Source organism: Curtobacterium sp. 9128 (genome assembly GCF_007673775.1).
Classification (GTDB): Bacteria; Actinomycetota; Actinomycetes; order Actinomycetales; family Microbacteriaceae; genus Curtobacterium.
In genome coordinates this window covers 364,245-381,425 of record NZ_VEAF01000003.1, presented here as the reverse complement: position 1 = coordinate 381,425, position 17,181 = coordinate 364,245, and the positions used below count along the sequence as shown (strand labels likewise).

At 73.2% G+C, this 17,181-nt stretch carries 16 protein-coding genes; 6 read left to right on the top strand and 10 right to left on the bottom strand.

The genetic code is table 11. The features are described 5' to 3' along the window. The first annotated feature begins 73 nt into the window (after nucleotides 1-73). On the top strand, nucleotides 74-1,420 hold the full coding sequence (locus tag FS641_RS08020; RefSeq protein ID WP_144762499.1) for an MFS transporter: 1,347 nt from the start codon (nucleotides 74-76) through the stop codon (nucleotides 1,418-1,420). 150 nt (nucleotides 1,421-1,570) lie between these two features. Here the strand turns inward: FS641_RS08020 and FS641_RS08015 are convergent, their stop codons facing one another. Beyond that, nucleotides 1,571-2,467: an alpha-E domain-containing protein gene (locus tag FS641_RS08015; protein WP_186317645.1), complete on the bottom strand. Its 897-nt coding sequence runs from the start codon at nucleotides 2,465-2,467 to the stop codon at nucleotides 1,571-1,573. A 132-nt stretch (nucleotides 2,468-2,599) separates the two neighbouring features. On the opposite strand from FS641_RS08015, the gene FS641_RS08010 reads away from it, so the two are divergent. Together FS641_RS08010 and FS641_RS08005 are read left to right on the top strand one after the other, a co-directional pair. Then, nucleotides 2,600-3,118: a MarR family winged helix-turn-helix transcriptional regulator gene (locus FS641_RS08010; RefSeq protein WP_144762495.1), complete on the top strand. Its 519-nt coding sequence runs from the start codon at nucleotides 2,600-2,602 to the stop codon at nucleotides 3,116-3,118. A 9-nt stretch (nucleotides 3,119-3,127) separates the two neighbouring features. Further along, nucleotides 3,128-3,343 carry a hypothetical protein gene (locus FS641_RS08005; protein WP_144762493.1) on the top strand — a complete coding sequence of 72 codons (216 nt, stop codon included), beginning with the start codon at nucleotides 3,128-3,130 and terminating at the stop codon, nucleotides 3,341-3,343. Here the strand turns inward: FS641_RS08005 and FS641_RS08000 are convergent. The 6 genes from FS641_RS08000 to FS641_RS07975 all read right to left on the bottom strand — a co-directional run bounded on the left by FS641_RS08000 (nucleotide 3,340) and on the right by FS641_RS07975 (nucleotide 9,759). Next, entirely contained in the window at nucleotides 3,340-4,182 is an 843-nt protein-coding gene (locus FS641_RS08000) for an NAD(P)-dependent oxidoreductase (protein WP_144762490.1), read from the bottom strand. The two genes, FS641_RS08005 and FS641_RS08000, sit on opposite strands and share 4 nt — an antisense overlap. A gap of 112 nt (nucleotides 4,183-4,294) precedes the next feature. Continuing rightward, nucleotides 4,295-5,413 (bottom strand): M23 family metallopeptidase, encoded by a 1,119-nt coding sequence (locus FS641_RS07995; RefSeq protein WP_222122063.1) that lies wholly within the window; start codon nucleotides 5,411-5,413, stop codon nucleotides 4,295-4,297. A 17-nt stretch (nucleotides 5,414-5,430) separates the two neighbouring features. Next, nucleotides 5,431-5,823, bottom strand: a complete 393-nt coding sequence (locus FS641_RS07990; RefSeq protein ID WP_144762487.1) for a hypothetical protein — start codon at nucleotides 5,821-5,823, stop codon at nucleotides 5,431-5,433. 111 nt (nucleotides 5,824-5,934) lie between these two features. After that, a complete protein-coding gene (locus FS641_RS07985; protein WP_144762901.1) occupies nucleotides 5,935-6,663 on the bottom strand; it encodes a 1-acyl-sn-glycerol-3-phosphate acyltransferase in 729 nt (242 codons plus the stop codon). Between the two features lie 96 nt (nucleotides 6,664-6,759). Beyond that, nucleotides 6,760-8,619, bottom strand: a complete 1,860-nt coding sequence (recQ, locus tag FS641_RS07980; RefSeq protein WP_144762484.1) for a DNA helicase RecQ — start codon at nucleotides 8,617-8,619, stop codon at nucleotides 6,760-6,762. A 9-nt stretch (nucleotides 8,620-8,628) separates the two neighbouring features. Beyond that, nucleotides 8,629-9,759: a CPBP family intramembrane glutamic endopeptidase gene (locus FS641_RS07975; RefSeq protein WP_144762481.1), complete on the bottom strand. Its 1,131-nt coding sequence runs from the start codon at nucleotides 9,757-9,759 to the stop codon at nucleotides 8,629-8,631. Between the two features lie 36 nt (nucleotides 9,760-9,795). Here FS641_RS07975 and FS641_RS07970 point away from each other — a divergent pair, with 36 nt between their 5' ends. After that, a complete protein-coding gene (locus tag FS641_RS07970; RefSeq protein WP_144762478.1) occupies nucleotides 9,796-10,809 on the top strand; it encodes an EamA/RhaT family transporter in 1,014 nt (337 codons plus the stop codon). Nucleotides 10,810-10,836: 27 nt separating this feature from the next. Here the strand turns inward: FS641_RS07970 and FS641_RS07965 are convergent, their stop codons facing one another. Continuing rightward, nucleotides 10,837-11,301 (bottom strand): GNAT family acetyltransferase, encoded by a 465-nt coding sequence (locus FS641_RS07965; protein ID WP_144762476.1) that lies wholly within the window; start codon nucleotides 11,299-11,301, stop codon nucleotides 10,837-10,839. 110 nt (nucleotides 11,302-11,411) lie between these two features. On the opposite strand from FS641_RS07965, the gene FS641_RS07960 reads away from it, so the two are divergent. Both FS641_RS07960 and FS641_RS07955 read left to right on the top strand, forming a co-directional pair. Next, entirely contained in the window at nucleotides 11,412-12,224 is an 813-nt protein-coding gene (locus tag FS641_RS07960) for a class E sortase (RefSeq protein ID WP_260855735.1), read from the top strand. Beyond that, nucleotides 12,221-12,403 carry a hypothetical protein gene (locus FS641_RS07955; RefSeq protein WP_260855734.1) on the top strand — a complete coding sequence of 61 codons (183 nt, stop codon included), beginning with the start codon at nucleotides 12,221-12,223 and terminating at the stop codon, nucleotides 12,401-12,403. Before FS641_RS07960 ends, FS641_RS07955 begins: the two co-directional genes overlap by 4 nt. Nucleotides 12,404-12,930: 527 nt before the next feature. Here the strand turns inward: FS641_RS07955 and FS641_RS07950 are convergent. Together FS641_RS07950 and FS641_RS07945 are read right to left on the bottom strand one after the other, a co-directional pair. After that, entirely contained in the window at nucleotides 12,931-15,987 is a 3,057-nt protein-coding gene (locus FS641_RS07950) for an AAA family ATPase (protein ID WP_144762473.1), read from the bottom strand. After that, nucleotides 15,987-17,156 (bottom strand): exonuclease SbcCD subunit D, encoded by a 1,170-nt coding sequence (locus FS641_RS07945; RefSeq protein WP_144762470.1) that lies wholly within the window; start codon nucleotides 17,154-17,156, stop codon nucleotides 15,987-15,989. Before FS641_RS07945 ends, FS641_RS07950 begins: the two co-directional genes overlap by 1 nt. Between the last annotated feature and the right edge of the window lie 25 nt (nucleotides 17,157-17,181).

Sequence of the window (17,181 nt, the reverse complement as noted above, 5' to 3'; positions counted from 1 at the left end):
TCGCGGCGCTCAGCCCGGCCGACCGTCGCGTCCTCGCCGACGCCACCGAGATCATGAGGAGGCTGGCCCACCAGTGACGGCCATGTTCCGGTCCCTGTCGGGACGCAACTACCGCATCTGGTTCGCGGGTGCCCTGGTGTCGAACGTCGGCACCTGGATGCAGCGGACCGCGCAGGACTGGATCGTCCTGACGCAGCTCACGAACAACAACGCGATCGCCGTCGGCACCACGATGGCCCTGCAGTTCGGCCCCCAGCTCGTGCTGCTGCCCTGGACCGGGCTCGTCGCCGACCGCTTCGACCGCCGACGCACCCTCATGGTGACCCAGGCGCTGATGGCGCTGCTGGGCCTCGGGCTCGGCATCATGGTCGTCACGCACACCGCCACGCTGCTGTGGCTCTACGCGTTCGCACTCGCGCTCGGCATCGTCGCCGCGTTCGACACCCCGGTACGTCAGGCCTTCGTGTCCGACGTCGTGACGGGCGAGCACGTCGCCAACGCCGTCGCGCTGAACTCCGCCTCGTTCAACGCCGCCCGCCTCATCGGACCGGCCGTCGCGGGCGTGCTCATCGCCGCGATCGGGTCCGGCTGGGTGTTCGTCCTCAACGCGGCGTCGTTCGCGGCCGTGCTCCTCGCGCTGCGGTTCGTGGACCCCGAGCAGCTCGCGGACCGTCCGAAGGCCGAGCGCGGCAAGGGCCAGATCCTCGCCGGCGTCCGCTACGTCCGGAAACGGCCGGACATCGTCGTCGTGCTCTGCATGATCTTCGTCGTCGGCACGTTCGGCGTGAACTTCCCGATCTTCACCTCGACGATGGCGCGGGTCGAGTTCCACAAGGGCGCGGGCGAGTTCGGGCTGCTCAACTCGGTGATGGCGATCGGCTCGGTGCTCGGCGCGCTCCTCTCCGCCCGCAGAGACCGTCCACGCATGCGCCTGCTCGTCATCGCGAGTGCGGGCTTCGGCCTGGCGTGCACCGCCGCGGCGTTCGCGCCGACCTACTGGTCGTTCGCCGTCGTGCTCGTCTTCGTCGGCCTGGCGTCCCTGACGTTCATGACGACCGCGAACGCCCTCGTGCAGACCACGACCGCGCCGGCGATGCGCGGTCGGGTGATGGCGCTCTACATGGCGATCTTCGCCGGCGGAACCCCGATCGGCGCGCCCATCGTCGGGGCCGTCGCCGATGCCTGGGGACCCCGGTGGGCGATCGGCGTCGGCGCTGCCTCCGGGTTCGTCGCGCTCGGGATCGCGCTCGTGTGGCTCGTCCGCTTCGAGCACTACCGCGTGCGCTACGACGCCGACAACCGGCTGCACATGGCCCTCACGCACTCGATCCCGGTGCTCGGGACCCCGGCGTCACGGGACGCCGTCCGCCGTGACATCGAGCGGGACGAGGCGGTCGCGCAGCGGTCCAGCGGGGTGTGACGCGCACCCGCCCCGCCTGCAGCCCTGTCCCCTTCCCTGCCGCCCCCGCCCTTCTCCTGCCACCCCTTCCCCGCGAAGTGCGCGCGGTGACGACAGGTGCGCGCGCGGGCGCGTGCGCAGTCGTCGTCAAGACGAGCGGGAGCGGGCGCGTCAGCGGGTCGGTCCGGCGGCGGCGAAGACCCGGGCGTCGAGGGCCCCGGCGACACGGTCCGCGACCTCGGCGAGCCGTCGACCGGCCGCCCGCGCCGCATCGATCGCCTCCGCCGGGGCCAGGGCCTGCAGCGCACGCCGCGCACCGCGCAGGTCGTCGAGCGCCTCGGTGACCACCGCGGGGGCGACGTCCTCCAGGCACTCCTCGGCACGGAGCGTCAGGAACAGCACGGACCGGGGACTCCGGTCGTCGAGGAGCAGGAACGCGGCGGCGTCGGACGCGGGAGCGCCGGACCCGGTCGCTCGCTGGAAGGCCTCCCCCGCGCCGCACGCACGGAGTGCCGTGCCCCACGAGGACGCCGACTCGGGCACGAGCAGGTCGGAGGCCAGGAGCTTCGCCGTGGCCGCGCACCGTGCCAGGGAGCGGCCGAGCGTGAAGAACTCCCACACCTCGTCGCGACTGGCATCGGCCTCGACGACCCCGATCGCCAGGGCACTGCGCTCGCGGACCCACCCCAGGAACTCGTGTTCGCGACCGCCGGCGATCTTGCGCGGCATGCGGGACCGCGTGACGTTGAGGCAGTCCCAGAGCTCGGTGGACACCACGTCCCGCGCGCGTCGGGCGTCGTCCCGGGCGACGGCGACGGCGGTCGCGATGGAGGCCGGTTCGTGCCGATCCAGGGCCAGCGACTCCAACGTCGTGACCCGGTCGAGCACGATCCCCGGACGGACGACCGCACCGGCGACCCGGCGGAGCTCCCGGCAGACGGTCTGCTCCTCGGCACCTGCCACCGGCTCCGCCCTGGCCAGGTACACGTCGAGCAACCGGGCGAGCACGTCGGCCCGCTCCACCGCGGCCCCGACCCGGAACACACTCCCGGCGAGTCGGCTCAGCACCGCGGCTCCTGCATGCCGCGAACCTACTGACCGCTCGTTGCGTCGGTGTTTCCGCGCCGCGTCACCGATGTTGCGTCCTGCCGACGGCCACGATCCCTAGACGTTCTAACTAGATCGTCTACCATTGTGTCCATGACTTCGGAGGTGACGACACACGCGGCGGGTTTCTGGTACGACGACGGGGCCCGCGTCGATGCGGTCGACCTGCTGAACGCACTCCGGCGCTACCGCACCGCGGAGAGCGCCGCCCAGCGCCGAGCGCGCGAGGCACTCGGCATCGGCGAGAACGCGATGCTCGCGCTCCGGGCGCTCCTCGACGCCGAGGCCACCGGGCGCACGGTGAACTCGAAGGAGCTCGCCGACCGGCTCGGCATCACCGCCGCCTCGACGTCGGCGCTGGTCGACCGACTCGTCCGCAGCGGCCACGTCGAGCGTCAGCCGGACCCGAACGACCGCCGTGGCGTGATCCTCACCGCGTCCGGCCCTGCGATGCGGCAGGCCCTGCGCGTCATCCACGACCTCGACGGCCGCGTGTCCGAGGTCGCCGAGCGCCTGCCCTCGGACGAAGCGGCGATCGTCGCGGACTTCCTCGACGAGATGACCTCGGTCGTCAGCGAGACCGACGCCGACCTCGGAGACCGCCGCGCGTAGCCTGGTGGCATGAGCGAGGCACGGCCGACCCGGCACCACGAGCCCGAGGACGACATGCCCGCCGCCGAACTCGACGCCCGCGCACGGGCCGAGGCTGCACTCCGCCGGATCCGGGACGGCAGCGACCCCGCGCGGGAGGCCTTCGACCTGGCGAACACGCTCAACGACGAGACGGTGGGGCGTCTGAGCTCCCGCGTCCGCGAGTGGTTCCGACGCCGGCGCTAGAAGGCCGTGCCCACCGCGGCGATGTCGTCGTCGCCGTGCCCGGCGGCGCTGGCGTCCGCGTAGACCCGGCCGAGCGCCTCGAGGAGCGTCGTCGACACCCCGCTCGCACGCGCCGCGTCCGTGATGAGGCCGATGTCCTTCCGGAGTCCGTCGAGGGCGAACTGCGCGGGGAACTGCCCGGAGAGCATCGACTCGCCCTTCGTGTGGGCGTACGGGGAGTCGCTCGCCGATCCGTCGATCGCCTCGAGGAACAGCGCCGGGTCGATGCCGAGTCCTTTCGCCACGGCGAGCGACTGACCCGTCGCCGCCGTGATGGACGCGATCCAGGCGTTCGCGGCGAGCTTGAGGGCGGTCCCCTCACCGACCCGCTCACCGGCACGGACGGTCTTCGCACCGATTGCGTCGAGCACCGGGTCGATGCGGTCCAGCACCGCGGAGGGACCCGCAGCGAGCATCGTGAGCGTGCCCTGCTCGGCCGGGGCCTTCGTGCCGAGCATCATCGCCTCGACGAGGGTGATGCCGTACTTCGCCGCGATCTGGACCACCGTCTCGGTGCCCTCGACACCCACGGTCGAGCACTGCACCCACACCGCGTCGGCCGGCGCCTCGCCAGCGGCCTGCTCGAGGACGTCCACGACCGCGTCGGTGTCGAACAGGGTCAGCAGGACGACCTCCGCCTCGGCGACCGCTGCGCCGGGGTCGTCGGCGACCGTCGCACCGCGTTCCCCGAGGGGTGCTGCGCGGTCGTGGCTGCGGTTCCACACCGTCACGTCGTGTCCCTCGCGCAGCAGGGATCCTGCCACGCCGGCCCCCATCGCCCCGGTTCCCAGTACCGTCACCCGCACGAGCGTCCTCCGTTCCGGTCGGGCACCCGCCCGACGACGCGCTGGACGTTACGCGCGTTCCCTACGACGACGCGCAGAACAGACCCTGCTCGGGATTCGACCGTGCTCAGAGCAGTCCCCTGGCGGCGAGCCACGGCGCCGGGTCCTGCGGAACGCCGCGCACGATGACCTCGAAGTGCAGGTGGGACCCCGTCGAGACGCCGGTGCTCCCGACTGCGCCGATGCGCTCCCCTGCGATGACGGGCTGTCCCACGCGGACGCCGATCTGCGAGAGGTGTCCGTAGCGGGTCTCGGTGCCGTCGGGGTGCCGGAGCAGGATCTGGTTGCCGTAGCCGCCGAACACCCCGGCGGACACCACGGTGCCGGTCATCGCCGCGAGGACCGGGGTCCCCGTGGGTGCGGCGAAGTCGAGTCCCTGGTGGCTGGTGGAGCAGGCGCCGCATCCGGCCACCTGTCGCGAGCCGAAGCCGCCCGCCGTCGGGACCGTTCCGGCGACCGGGCGGACGACGTCCACGCCCCCGGGCCCGATCGACGACACCCGTGCACCGGAGGCCGTCCTGCCGACCGTGAACCCGTCCCGACTGATCGCGATCGCCTCGGCACCCGGTGCGGTGAACCGCTGGACGTCCGTGACGGGGACCGCCGTGCGGGTCGCGGGCGCGGCGAACGCCGACTGCGGCGAGGCGACCGTGACCACGAGACACGCGACGATCGCCGTCGCCGTGAGCGGAACGGCCCTCGCGGCCACGACGGCCTCGCCGACGGCCGCGACGGGGCGAGCCGCCGCGCGGGCGACGGCCCGGGTCGCCCGTGCGGCGGTGGGTCGCTCCGCCCGCCGAGCGGCACGCCTGCTCCGCGGCACTCCGAGCCCGTCCGCGTCCGGCGCCGTCGCCGAAGCCGTCATCACGGCCGCAGGCGCCCCGGTTCGGTGGTACTGCGCCACCCCGATGCGGCGGTACTGCGCCGCTCGGGCACGGTCACCCCGGGCCGTCCCTCCGCGGGTCGACATCGCACTCCGGGCGCGTGCCGTCCGGCTCCCCGGGCGTGCTGTGGTGGGACCCGAGGCGGCGGGTGTCGGCACCGCCGCCCCGGGGGTCGGTCGGCGGGCCGGCGACCGGAGGGTCGGCACGGTCCCGCGGTCGGGGGCACCACCGGACGCGACCGCGGCGTTCGCCGCGCGTCGTGCTGCGCCGCGCGGGCGCATCGGGAGGCCGTCGTTCGTCATGTCGTCCACCACCGGGGTCAGCGGCGGACGATGCCCTGGGCGGCGATCCGGTCGAGCTCGGCCACCACGGCGTCGACGGCGGCTCGGGTGATCGCGTCCGCCGCCGCCTCGACCAACGCGAGCTGCTCGTCGCTGACGAGGTGCCGCTCCGGCAGCCGGGCAGCCAGGCGCGCGGGGATCGCGTCGATGGCGGCGACGAGGGCCGGCGGAACGAGGAGCTGCGATTGCGCGCCCGGGGCGGTACGGCCAGCGTCGGGAGCAGAGACCGGGACGGAGGCGCGGGACGCGGTACCGGGGACGGCGACACGCACAGCGTGCACGGCGGGAACCGTCCGTGCCGGCGCGGCGCCGCCCTCGTCGGCCGCGTGACGGCGCCGTGCGATGGAGTCGAAGAGCGGCGTGGTGGACATGCTGCAGACCTTCCGATCAGTGGGCGGAGCGCCGGACGGCTTCGGGCTTCCGGCGGAGGAGTGCGTCCATTGAACCACTGATATCTCACATGCGCAATGCAGCTGGTGCGCTCAGTCAGGTTCGACGGCCTCGCTCGGGTCGTCCCGGTGCAGGACTCGACGCACTCGCTCCACGATCGTGGCCGGCGGGTTGTTGTACGCGTTCGCCGGCTCCTGGCCGCTCATCTCCTGGATCGCCGCCATCACGGCATCGGTCGCGTGCCGCCTGGCACGCCCCGAGGACGCCTCGCCGAACGACGACAGGTCCATCGGCTTCCCGAACTCGATCGTCACGCGCGCGAGCTTCGGGACGCGGGACCCGACGGGCTGCACGTCCTCCGTGCCGGTCAACGCGACGGGCACGACGGGTGCGCCGCTCGTGAGGGCCAGCCACGCGACACCCGTCCGACCACGGTAGATGCGCCCGTCGAGCGACCGGGTCCCCTCCGGGTAGATCGCGAAGGCCTCGCCCTCCCGCAGCCGCTCGAGCCCGAGGTCGAGTGCGTGCTGCGCCGCCGCACCGGCCCCGCGCTCGACGCCGATCGCGCCGATGCCGCCGAAGAAGACGCGGGACACCGCTCCGCGGAACCCGGTCCCCGTGAAGTACTCCTGCTTCGCGAGGAACGAGACCTTCCGCGGCGCCATGATCGTGATCGCCGGGGAGTCGATGAACGACCGGTGGTTGCTCGCCAGGATCACCGGTCCGCGCTTCGGGACGTTCTTCCGGCCGACGATCCTCGGACGCCAGAGCACCCGCGCGAGCGGTGCCACCACGGCACGCGCGAACACGGACGGGAACATCGACGGACCGGGCACCGGCAGCCTCCTCGGGACGGGAGTTCCCGAGTGTAGCCAGGCGAACGGAGCGTCCATGCCGCTCGGGGCATGGACGCCGGATCACTCCGCGGCGGCCACCACGTCCAGCACGGCACGACCGTAGGACTCGAGCTTGGCGGCGCCCACGCCGGAGATCTCGGCGAGCTGGTCGACGTCCGCGGGGCGTACCGCCGCGATGCCCCGGAGGGTGGCGTCGTTGAAGACCACGTAGGCCGGCACCCCCTGTTCCCGCGCCTGCGCCGCACGCCAGGCACGGAGCGCCTCGAACAGACCGAGTGCTTCCTGCGGCATGTCGGAGACGACCTGCCGTCGGGCCCGACCGGCTCGGGGAGCGCGGACGGGATCGCGTCGCATCCGGACCTGCACTCGACCGGCGAGGACGTCTGCGCTGCTCTGGCTGAGCACGAGCGTGCCGTACCCGTCGCCGGAGACCGCGGCGTACCCCTGCGCGAGGACCTGCCGGGCGACGGCCCGCCACTCACCTTCGGACAGGTCCGAGCCGATGCCGAAGGTCGCCAGGGTCTCGTGGTGGAGCTCCTGCACGCGGGGCGACTGCTTGCCGACGAGGATGTCGACGAGGTGCGCGACGCCGTACCGCTGGCCGCGCTCCCGCTCGAGCCGCACGATCGTCGACAGGAGCTTCTGCGCGGGGACGGTGCCGTCCCAGGACTCGGGCGGCGCGATGCACGTGTCGCAGTTGCCGCACGCGGTCGACTCCTGGCCGAAGTACCGGAGCAGACGGACCCGGCGGCACTCGATCGTCTCGCAGAGCGCGAGCATGGCGTCGAGGTGGGCGCTCAGCTGCCGACGGTGTGCGGCGTCGCCCTCGGACTGGTCGATCATCCGCCGCTGCTGGACGACGTCGTTGAGCCCGTACGCGAGCCACGCGGTCGACGGCAGCCCGTCACGACCGGCTCGACCGGTCTCCTGGTAGTAGCCCTCCACCGACTTCGGGAGGTCCAGGTGCGCGACGAAGCGCACGTCGGGCTTGTCGATGCCCATGCCGAAGGCGATCGTGGCGACCATGACGATGCCGTCCTCGCGGAGGAACTGCGACTGGTTGCGTTCCCGCACCCGCACGTCGAGTCCGGCGTGGTACGGCAGCGCCGGGATCCCCTGCTCGACGAGTGCGGCCGCGGTGCGCTCGACGGAGTTGCGCGACAGGCAGTAGACGATGCCGGCGTCGCCCTTGTGCTCGGTCCGGATGAAGGTGAGCAGCTGCTGCAGCGCCCCGGTCTTCGGCTCGATGCGGTACTGGATGTTCGGACGGTCGAAGTCGGCGACGAAGTGCGCGGCGTCGTCGAGGCCGAGCCGGCCGGAGATCTCGCGGTGGGTCTGCGGCGTCGCGGTGGCGGTGAGGGCGATGCGCGGGACCGTCGGCCAGCGCTCGTGCAGGACGCTCAGCTCGAGGTAGTCCGGGCGGAAGTCGTGCCCCCACTGCGCCACACAGTGGGCTTCGTCGATCGCGAACAGGGCGATCTGCGTCCGGTCGAGCAGCGAGCGCGTCGACTCGAGCCGGAGCCGCTCCGGCGCGAGGTAGAGCATGTCGACCTCGCCCTGCACGACGGCGCGTTCGAACCGGGCACGCTCGTCCGGTCCCTGCGTGGAGTTGAGGAACGCGGCCTTGACGCCGTTCGCCGCGAGGGCGTCGACCTGGTCCTGCATGAGGGCGATGAGCGGTGACACCACCACCCCGACGCCGTCCCGCACGAGCGCGGGGACCTGGTAGCACAGGGACTTGCCGCCGCCGGTCGGCATGAGCACGAGGGCGTCCCCGCCGGCGACGACCCGGTCGATGATGGCGGCCTGCTCGCCGCGGAAGTCGTCGTAGCCCCAGACCCGGTGCAGCACGTCGAGCGCGGCAGCGCGCGTCGGCGACGCCGCGTCCGCAGCAGCAGGCGGTGCCGAGGTGGAACTCATGCCGGAAGCCTACGGGCGACCGGCGACACCCGCAGCGTCCTCCACAGGCCCCGACGCGCCGACATGTGCGGCGACCGGACCGGCCACCCCCTCGGAGCGGGCCGGTGCGCCGGACCATCCCGAGCCTCCAGGCCGGACCCAGCGGGACCCGCCCGCCCAGGCCGGCGCCACACCGCGGAACCGCGGGGTCTCCTCGCCGGGGAACCGGCGGTCGAGGCCGGACCGCCACGCCACCAGCTCGACGAGCCCCCAGTACAGCAGCGAGGTGCCGAGCGTCACGAGCCAGCCCTGCCACGTCCCGTCGGACGCCTCGATGTCGACCTTCGACCACCCGGGCGCCTGCAGCACGAAGATCGTGACGTTGTTGAGCGCGTGCTGGAGGATCGTCGCCTCGAGGCCGCCGGTGCGCAGCACGATGACGGCGGCGATGAGTCCGAACGACCCGACGTCGAGGATGCCCCAGACGTTGTACCCGTTCGGGACGTGTCCGATCGCGAAGACCGCGGTCGAGACGAGCACGGCGACCACCGCACCGACGCGACGCCACGGGATCCACGCGCCGATCGTCTGCATGAGGAAGCCGCGGAAGACGTACTCCTCGGCGGCGGCCTGGAACGGCACGAGCAGCACCACCATGACGATGGTCAGCGTGAGCGTGCCGAGGGTCACCGTCGACTGGCCGAGCACCGCGGTGTCCCAGTGCACGCCCGAGCCGTCGACCGTGAAGGTCCCCCACGACTGCAGGCCGACCATGATCACCGCGAGCACCAGGAGCGGCAGCAGGCACCGTGCCATCCACCCCCACCGGATCCGCGTCCGGACGCTCGACAGCTGGCCGAACGGGCCGAGCTTCACGATCCGCACCGCCGCCATGATCGACGGCAGCAGCACCACCAGCGAGACGATCGTCATCGACAGGACCACCGGGTCCGTCGGGTCGAGGGCGCCCGACGTCAGGCTCTCCTGGAACCGCTGGAGCCCCTCCGGGCCGCTCTGCACGCCGATGGGGACGAACCAGGCGACCGCGATGAGGACCTGCGACGCCAGGTAGAACCCGAGGAACACCCCGATCGCCGCCAGCGGGCGCCACCATCGCCAGCGACCGTCGACACGGAACATGCGGTGGTAGGGAACACTCACGTGTCGCAGGGTACCGGGCACGGCAGGATGGGACCCGTGCTCACCGTGCTGCTCGGCCTCAGCGGTGCGCTCGTGTACGGGTTCGCGGACTTCCTCGGCGGACTCGCCTCCCGCCGTGTCCGACCCGTGACGGTGGCCGCCGTCGCCGCGGCAGTCGGGATCGCGCCGCTCCTGGTCGGCCTGGCCGTCGTCGGCGGCCGGTTCTCGTGGCAGGCGACGGTCTGGGGCGCGGTCGGCGGGGTCACCGGCGGTGTCGCGGTGCTCCTGCTCTACGCGGCGCTGGCGATCGGTCCGATGAGCGTGCTCTCGCCGGTGACGGCGGTGTTCGCAGCCGTGGTCCCGGTGCTCGTGGCCCTGCTGCGCGGCACCGTGCTGTCGCCGGTGGCGGTCGGCGCGCTCGTCGTCGCGGTGGTCGCTGTCGTGCTCGTCGCATCGGTGCGGGACGAGGGCGGTGCCCGGCTCACGGCCCGCGGAGTCGGTGCGGCCGCGATCGCCGGGTGCGGGTTCGGTGGGATCGTGCTGGCGTTCAACGAGACACCGGCTGACTCCGGGGTGGCGCCGCTGCTGGTGGCGCGGGTGCTGCAGTCCGTGCTGCTGGGTGCCGCGGCGGTGGTCGGTGCGGTGGTCGCGGCGCGGGCGCGGGCCGGTTCCGGTCCGGCGCGGGCCGGTTCTGGTCCGCCGCGGGCCGGTTCCGGTCCGGCGCGGGCCGGTTCCGGTCCGGCGCGGCCGGGAGGTTCGGCTGCGGTCCCGTCGCCGCCCGCCGCCGACGGGGTGGTCGGGTCCACTGCCGTGGGCGGCTCGGTCCGTCGACTCGCGTTGGTGGTCGTGGGGTGCGGGGTGTTCGACGCGATGGCGAACGTGTTCATCCAGGCCGGGCTGCACTCGAGCGCCGACCCGACGACGCTGCCGGTGATCAGCGTGCTCAACGCGCTCTACCCGATCGGCACGGTGGTGCTCGCCGGGGTGGTGCTCCGCGAACGGCTCACCGTGCTGCAGGGCCTCGGCATCGTGCTGGCGCTCGGGGCGTCCGTGGCGCTGGCGCTGGCGTGAACCCGGTGCGCTCCGGTGGCTCTCCGGTCAGGCGTCGGGGATGAGCCGCTTCCCCATCGACACCGTCTGGTCGTCGGCGTACCCGAGCGCCGCGTAGAACCCGATCACCTGCTCGTTGCCGGCGCGCACCTGCAGGTTGAGCTTCGGGCAGCCCATCGCCGTGAGGCGCCGCTCGAACTCCCCCATGAACGTCCGGCCGAGCCCCGATCCCTGCAGGTCCGGCCGGACCGCGAGGTAGTTCACCCAGCCGCGATGACCGTCGAAGCCCGCCATGCCGGCTCCGACCAGGGTGCCGCCGCCCCGCTCGGCGCTGTCGGGGTGGGCGCTGTCGTCGGGTTCGATCGCGACGAGGAACAGTTCGGGCTGGACGGTCAGCTTGCGCGCGATGTCCTTCCGCGGGTCGTTCCAGGGTCTGACCAGTCCGCACGACTCCCACAGCGACACCACGGCCTCGGTGTCGTCCGGCACGAACTGACGGATCACGTACTCCACGTCTCCACAGTATCGGCGGACACGCTCGTCACCGGGGCGTCGACGTGGTCTGATAGACCTGACCGTCGCCCACCAACGACGATCGCTCACTCTGCCGGATCGGGAGTCACGTGACTGCACACGAAACCCTTCCCTCGCGCCACCGCGCCGAGGACGACCGTGCGGGCCGTGGCGACCGCGAGCGGAAGCCGCGCCCGCGCCAGACCGTCGGGGGCGCGATCGTCTCGCTCATCGCGGAGTTGCTCATCATCGCCGGCGCCGGGACGGGTCTCTACGTCGTCTGGACGGCGTGGTGGACGGACGTGGTGGCGAACAACCACCAGGCCGCACTCGTGCAGGACCTCGCGCAGCCCGAGCCGAAGAAGATCGTCGGTACCGAGCACCGTGGCGCAGCGCCGGTCCTGGCAGAACCGCCGGCGGTGTCGGACGTCTTCGGCACGATGCAGATCCCGCGCTTCGGTTCCGGGTACGACCAGCCGATCGGCGAGGGCACCGACCGCGAGAAGGTGCTGAACACCATCGGCCTCGGTCACTACCAGGACACCGCGATGCCCGGCTCCGAAGGCAACTTCGCCGTCGCCGGACACCGCGTCACCTACGGCAAACCCCTCAACCAGATCGCCGAGCTCAAAACCGACGACAGCATCGTCGTCCGCGTCACCGACACCGCCAAGGACTTCGACGTCTGGTACGTCTACAAGGTCACCGACAGCCAGATCGTCACCCCCGACCACATCGAGACCATCGCCCCCGTCCCCAACCAGCCCGGCGTCACCCCCACCACGAACGACCGCTGGCTCACCCTCACCGCCTGCCACCCGATGTGGTCCGCCAAACAGCGCTACATCGTCCACGCCAAACTCGACTACTGGATGCAAGCCGCCGACGGCACCCCCAAGGAACTCTCGGAGACCCCCTCGTGATCTTCCCCCTCGTCTGGCGCGCCCTCCCCGGACCCACCGCCCTCAAGGTCCTCGAACTCGTCATCCTCCTCGCCGCGATCACGTACGCCCTCTTCACCTGGGTCTTCCCCTGGATCGCCGCCGACATCCTCCCCCCACCCGACGGCACCGTCGACACGTCCACGGCTCCCACGCCCTGACCGCCCTCGGCACGGTGCGCCGTGCGCCGATGACCGTCTCGCACAGCACCGCACCGCACCGTGCGCCGTCAGCGCCGCGTGCGAGGTTGACCGCCCGGTGCCCCGCTACGACGCGGCACCAGGCGACCAACTCGGCACGGAGCGTCGCCGCGCGAACATCTGCGCACGGTGCGACGGAGGGGCTGCAGGTGAGACGGGCAACGCCCCCGTCCAACTCCGCACGGTGCGCGCAGTCAGGGCTCCGCGCGTCCGTGGCCGTCCTGCGCAACACCGCACGGTGCGCCGATGACCGTCTCGCACAGCACCGCACCGTGCGCCGTCAGCGCCCCGTGCGAGGTTGACCGCTCGGTGCCCCGCTACGACGCGGCACCAGGCGACCAACGGGGCACGGGGCGATGCCGCGCGAACAACTGCGCACGGTGCGACGGAGGGGCTGCAGGAGACGGGCGACGCCCCCGCCCAACTCCGCACGGTGCTCCCGGGCGGCCGGCGGCGCCGGAGGAGGTGGGGTGGGGTGCGGCCTGCGGTCAGACCGTCGTGTGCACGAGTGAGCCACCGCCGGGGGCCCGACGCACGGCGATGCGCTCCGGGATCCGCTGCTTGAGCTCCTCGACGTGGCTGACGATGCCGACCTGCCGACCACCCGCGGTGAGCTTGGTCAGCTGCCCGATGACGTCGTCGAGGGTCTCCGGGTCGAGCGTCCCGAACCCCTCGTCCACGAAGAGCGTGCCGAGCGAGACACCGCCGGCTTCGGCCTGGACGACGTCGGCGAGTCCGAGCGCCAGGCACAGCGAGAACGTGAAGGTCTCACCGCCCGAGAGGCTCCGCGGGTCGCGGGTGGTGTCGGTGGCGTGGTCACGGACGGCGAGGGCGAGTCCCGTTCGCCGGGCTCGGGCACCGGTCTCGCGCTCGTCGGAGGTCTCGAGGGTGAACCGGCCGCCGAGCATCGTTCGGAGTCGGTCGTTCGCCGCGGCCACGACGTCCTCGAAGCGGCGCATGAGCACGTAGGTGCCGAGGGTGATGCCGGTCGGGTTGTGTCCCGGCGCCGCGGCGGCGATGTCCGCCAGCCGCACCACGGCTCGGCTGCGCGCGGACGTGGCCGCACGCGCCGCGAGTGCCCGCGCGAGGTCCCCCGCACACCGCTCGGCGGCCTCGGCCCGGTCGGCAGCCGTCGCCGCGGTCCGGGTCGCGGCGTCGAGCGCATCGGTGGTCCGCGCCAGCGCTGCCCGCGCGCCGTCGAGGTCGAGGCTGGCGGTGCCGTCCTCCGCGGCGTCGTCCTCGGCAGCCCGGACGACCGCGGGCTCGGCGAGTCCGGCTTCCACGACGGCCCGCTCCCGGTCGGCAGCGTCGACGGTGGCACGGAGGCGCGCGGCCTCGTCGGCGTCGAGCACGGCCGCACGCGCTGCCGGGACGTCCGGGAACCCCGTCCCGGCGACCACGACGTCGACCTCGGCCTGCCGCTCGGCGACGGCCGTTCTCGTCGCGGAGACCTGCGCCGCGGCATCGGCGATCGTCCGGAGTGCCTCGGCCCGCCGGTCGAGCTCCGCCACTGCTGCGCCGAGGTCCGCAGGAGCATCGCGGTTCGCAGAAGCACCGGGATCCGCAGGAGCACCGAGTTCCGCGGCAGCACCGCGGGCCTCGGGAACGCCGGCGAGGTGCTCCGTCAGCGAAGCGAGTGCGTCCGCCACCGCCGCCGTGTCCTGCGCGATCCGTTCGGCCTCGGCGTCGGTCGTCGCGAGGAGCACCTGCCACCGGGCATCGACCTCGTTGCGCTGCTGCTCCAGCGCGCGGGTGGCCTCGTCGTGTGCGGCCCGTTCGCGCTCGCGCTCGGCGACCGCGGTCGCGGCGGCGCTGGCAGCACGGAGTCGGTCGTCCGCGAGCATCTGGCGACGGTCGAGCTCGGCCGCGTCGACGGTGCCGACCGCTGCGGCGAGGCGGTCCAGCTCCGCGCGCTCGACCGCGAGGGTGGTGGCGGCATCGGCGAGGGACTCGTCGGCGCGGTGAGCGGCGGCAGCGGCAGCGGCGATCTGCGCCGGGGTCGGGTGGTCGTCCTGCGGGGTGGCGACCGCGGGGTGCGTCGACGAGCCGCAGACCGGGCAGGGATCGCCGGGCTCGAGCGCCTGCCCGAGCTCGCCAGCGAGTCCCGCGATCCGACGTTCCCGGAGCTGCTGCTCGGTCGTGAGGGCATCGTGGGCTGCCGAGCGCGCCGTCGCGACCGCCGCGCTGGCCTCGTCGACGCGCTGCCGCACCGCCGCGAGGTCGGCGACGAGACGACGGAGCTCACGCACGGCGTCGGCCTCATGACGAGCGGCCTCGGCGTCGCCAGCGATCCCCGCGGCGACTCGGGCGGCCTCGACGATGTGCGCGCGCTCGGCGGGCCGTGCCTCGAGCAGCACGTCGAGCTCCGCCAACCGGGACCGGAGCGTCTCGGCGTCGGTGCGCGCAGCCTCGATCGCGCGACGACGGCCCGGCAGTCCGTCGGCCACGGGCACCAGGTGCCGCACCGCGCCGACGGTGCCGACGAGTCGTTCGCGGGCAGCAGCCGCGTCCTCGACGTCGAGGTCATGTGCGCGACGCAGCATCGCCAGGCGGTCGGCGGCCGCCTGTGCGCGGGTCCGTGCGGCGTCCAGTCCGTCGGCGACGACCGCGACCCGTGCCGCACGCTCGCCGAGCGCGAGCCGAGCGCGGGCGTCGGCGACCACTTCCGCCTGGTCGTCGAGCGCGGCGGACCGCCGGAGGAGCGCACGACGACGCTCGAGTGCTGCGAGGCGCTGCACGACCACCTGCTCGTGCTCGGCGGCGGTCTGTGCGGCGACGACGGCCGCGGCCCGGGCCTCCGCCGCCGAGTCCGCCGCGCTCCGGAGGGTCGTCGTGACGGCAGCGACGTCGGCTTCGGCGACGTCGGGTCGCCCGGACGCCTCGGCGAACCGGGCCATGGCATCGCGGACGCGGTCGTCGGCGGCGTCGACCTCTGCCGCGGCGGCCCGGCGTCGCGCGGCGAGCTCGTCAGCCGTGCGGTCGTAGATCTCGGTACCGAACAGGGACTGCAGGAGCTTCCGACGGTCTTCTCCCGGGGACTTCAGGAAGCGGGCGAACTCGCCCTGCGGCAGCACCACGGTCTGCAGGAACTGCGCACGGTCGAGCCCGACGATGCGGGCGACCTCGACACCGACCTCCTGCGCGCGGGCGGACACGGGTTCGCCGACGGTGTCACCCGGGCTGGACAGGCGGTGCAGCTGTGCGGCGGCCTGTTCGCGCGTCGTTCCACCGCCCTTCTTCTTCGGGCGGTCGTGCGCCGGACGTCGTCGGACGCGGAACACACCGGCGCTCGTCTCGAACACGAGCTCGACGAACGGCTCGACGGAGGGGTCGGCGTGCTGGCTGTGCAACCGGTCACTGCTGGCGTCGGAGCCGGCGAGTCCACCGTAGAGCGCGAACACGACCGCGTCGATGATGGTCGACTTGCCCGACCCCGTGGGTCCCTCGAGCAGGAACACCCCGGATGCGGCGAGGGCGGCGAAGTCGATCGACACGAGGTCCGGGTAGGGGCCGATCGCTCGGAGCTCGAGGTGGTGCAGGTACATCAGTGCGCCGTCCGGTCGTGGTCGGACATCGTCGCGGCCGCGGCTTCGTACGCGTCGCGCAGGACGAGGAGTTCGTCGTCCGAGGGGGCGGCACCGGTGGCGAAGGTCACGAAGTCGGCTGCGACCTCGACCGGGTCGGACGTGGCGGTCACCGTCCGCGAGGCGGAGTGTGTGGGGGCATCGGCGGGCTCGTGGGTGATCGCCAGCGCGTGCGGGAAGTGGTCCTTCACCCTGGCGTACATGCGCTCGGGATGCACCGTGTCGGTGACGGCGACGCGGACCCAGGCATCGGCGTCCTCGGCGCCGAGGCCGGACTCGATGGCGTCGATGGTGCCGCGGACGTCGACGAGACGGCGGGGCACCGGCGTCGGCAGGAGTTCCACGGTCACCGCACCGGAGGCATCGAGGTCGACGAGGGTCACCGACTTGGTGTGGTTGCGCTCCCCGAAGGAGAACGCCAGCGGCGACCCGGCGTAGCGGATCCGGTCCGAGCCGCCGACCCGCTGCGGCCCGTGCAGGTGCCCGAGGGCGACGTAGTCGACGCCGTCGAACGCGGACTCGGCCACACGGTCGACCCCGCCGACCCGGATGTCCTGCTCGCTGTCGCTCGGCTCGGCTCCGCCGACGAAGGCGTGCGCGACGACCACGCTGCGGGCCCCTGGACGTCGACCGAGGTCCGCACGGATGCGGTCCATCGCGGCGCCGACGACGGCGTGGTGCGAGCGCGCGAGCGGCTCGTCGGGGACCGGGGCGAGGGCGTGCCGCACCATGTCGGGCTGCAGGTACGGGATGCCGTAGACGGCCACCTGCCCGTCCGGGTCGTCGACGAGGACGGGATCGCCGACCCTGGTCGGTTCGGCGAGGATCCGGACGCGCTCGTTCATGACCGCGGACCCGAACCCGAGTCGGGCCGCCGAGTCGTGGTTGCCCGGCGTCACGACGACCGTGGCGACGGCCGCGAGCCGTTCGAGCACGGTGGAGAGCATGCGCACGGCGTCGACCGGCGGGATGGCACGGTCGTAGACGTCGCCAGCGATCACCACGAGGTCGACCGACCGCTGCACGACGACCCCGACCAGGTGGTCGAGGAAGGCCGCCTGGTGCTCGAGCAGATCGGCGCCGAGCAGCGTCCGGCCCAGGTGCCAGTCGCCGGTGTGCAGGATGCGCATGCCCGCCACGGTAGCGCCGTCCTCG

What these genes read in the sequence shown, in the direction of transcription:
- FS641_RS08010 (WP_144762495.1), top strand. Translation starts at nt 2,600, where the DNA reads ATGACTTCGGAGGTGACGACACACGCGGCGGGTTTCTGGTACGACGAC.
- FS641_RS08005 (WP_144762493.1), top strand. Translation starts at nt 3,128, where the DNA reads ATGAGCGAGGCACGGCCGACCCGGCACCACGAGCCCGAGGACGACATG.
- FS641_RS07995 (WP_222122063.1), bottom strand. Translation starts at nt 5,413, where the DNA reads ATGACGAACGACGGCCTCCCGATGCGCCCGCGCGGCGCAGCACGACGC.
- FS641_RS07990 (WP_144762487.1), bottom strand. Translation starts at nt 5,823, where the DNA reads ATGTCCACCACGCCGCTCTTCGACTCCATCGCACGGCGCCGTCACGCG.
- FS641_RS07985 (WP_144762901.1), bottom strand. Translation starts at nt 6,663, where the DNA reads ATGTTCCCGTCCGTGTTCGCGCGTGCCGTGGTGGCACCGCTCGCGCGG.
- recQ (WP_144762484.1), bottom strand. Translation starts at nt 8,619, where the DNA reads ATGAGTTCCACCTCGGCACCGCCTGCTGCTGCGGACGCGGCGTCGCCG.
- FS641_RS07950 (WP_144762473.1), bottom strand. Translation starts at nt 15,987, where the DNA reads ATGTACCTGCACCACCTCGAGCTCCGAGCGATCGGCCCCTACCCGGAC.
- FS641_RS07945 (WP_144762470.1), bottom strand. Translation starts at nt 17,156, where the DNA reads ATGCGCATCCTGCACACCGGCGACTGGCACCTGGGCCGGACGCTGCTC.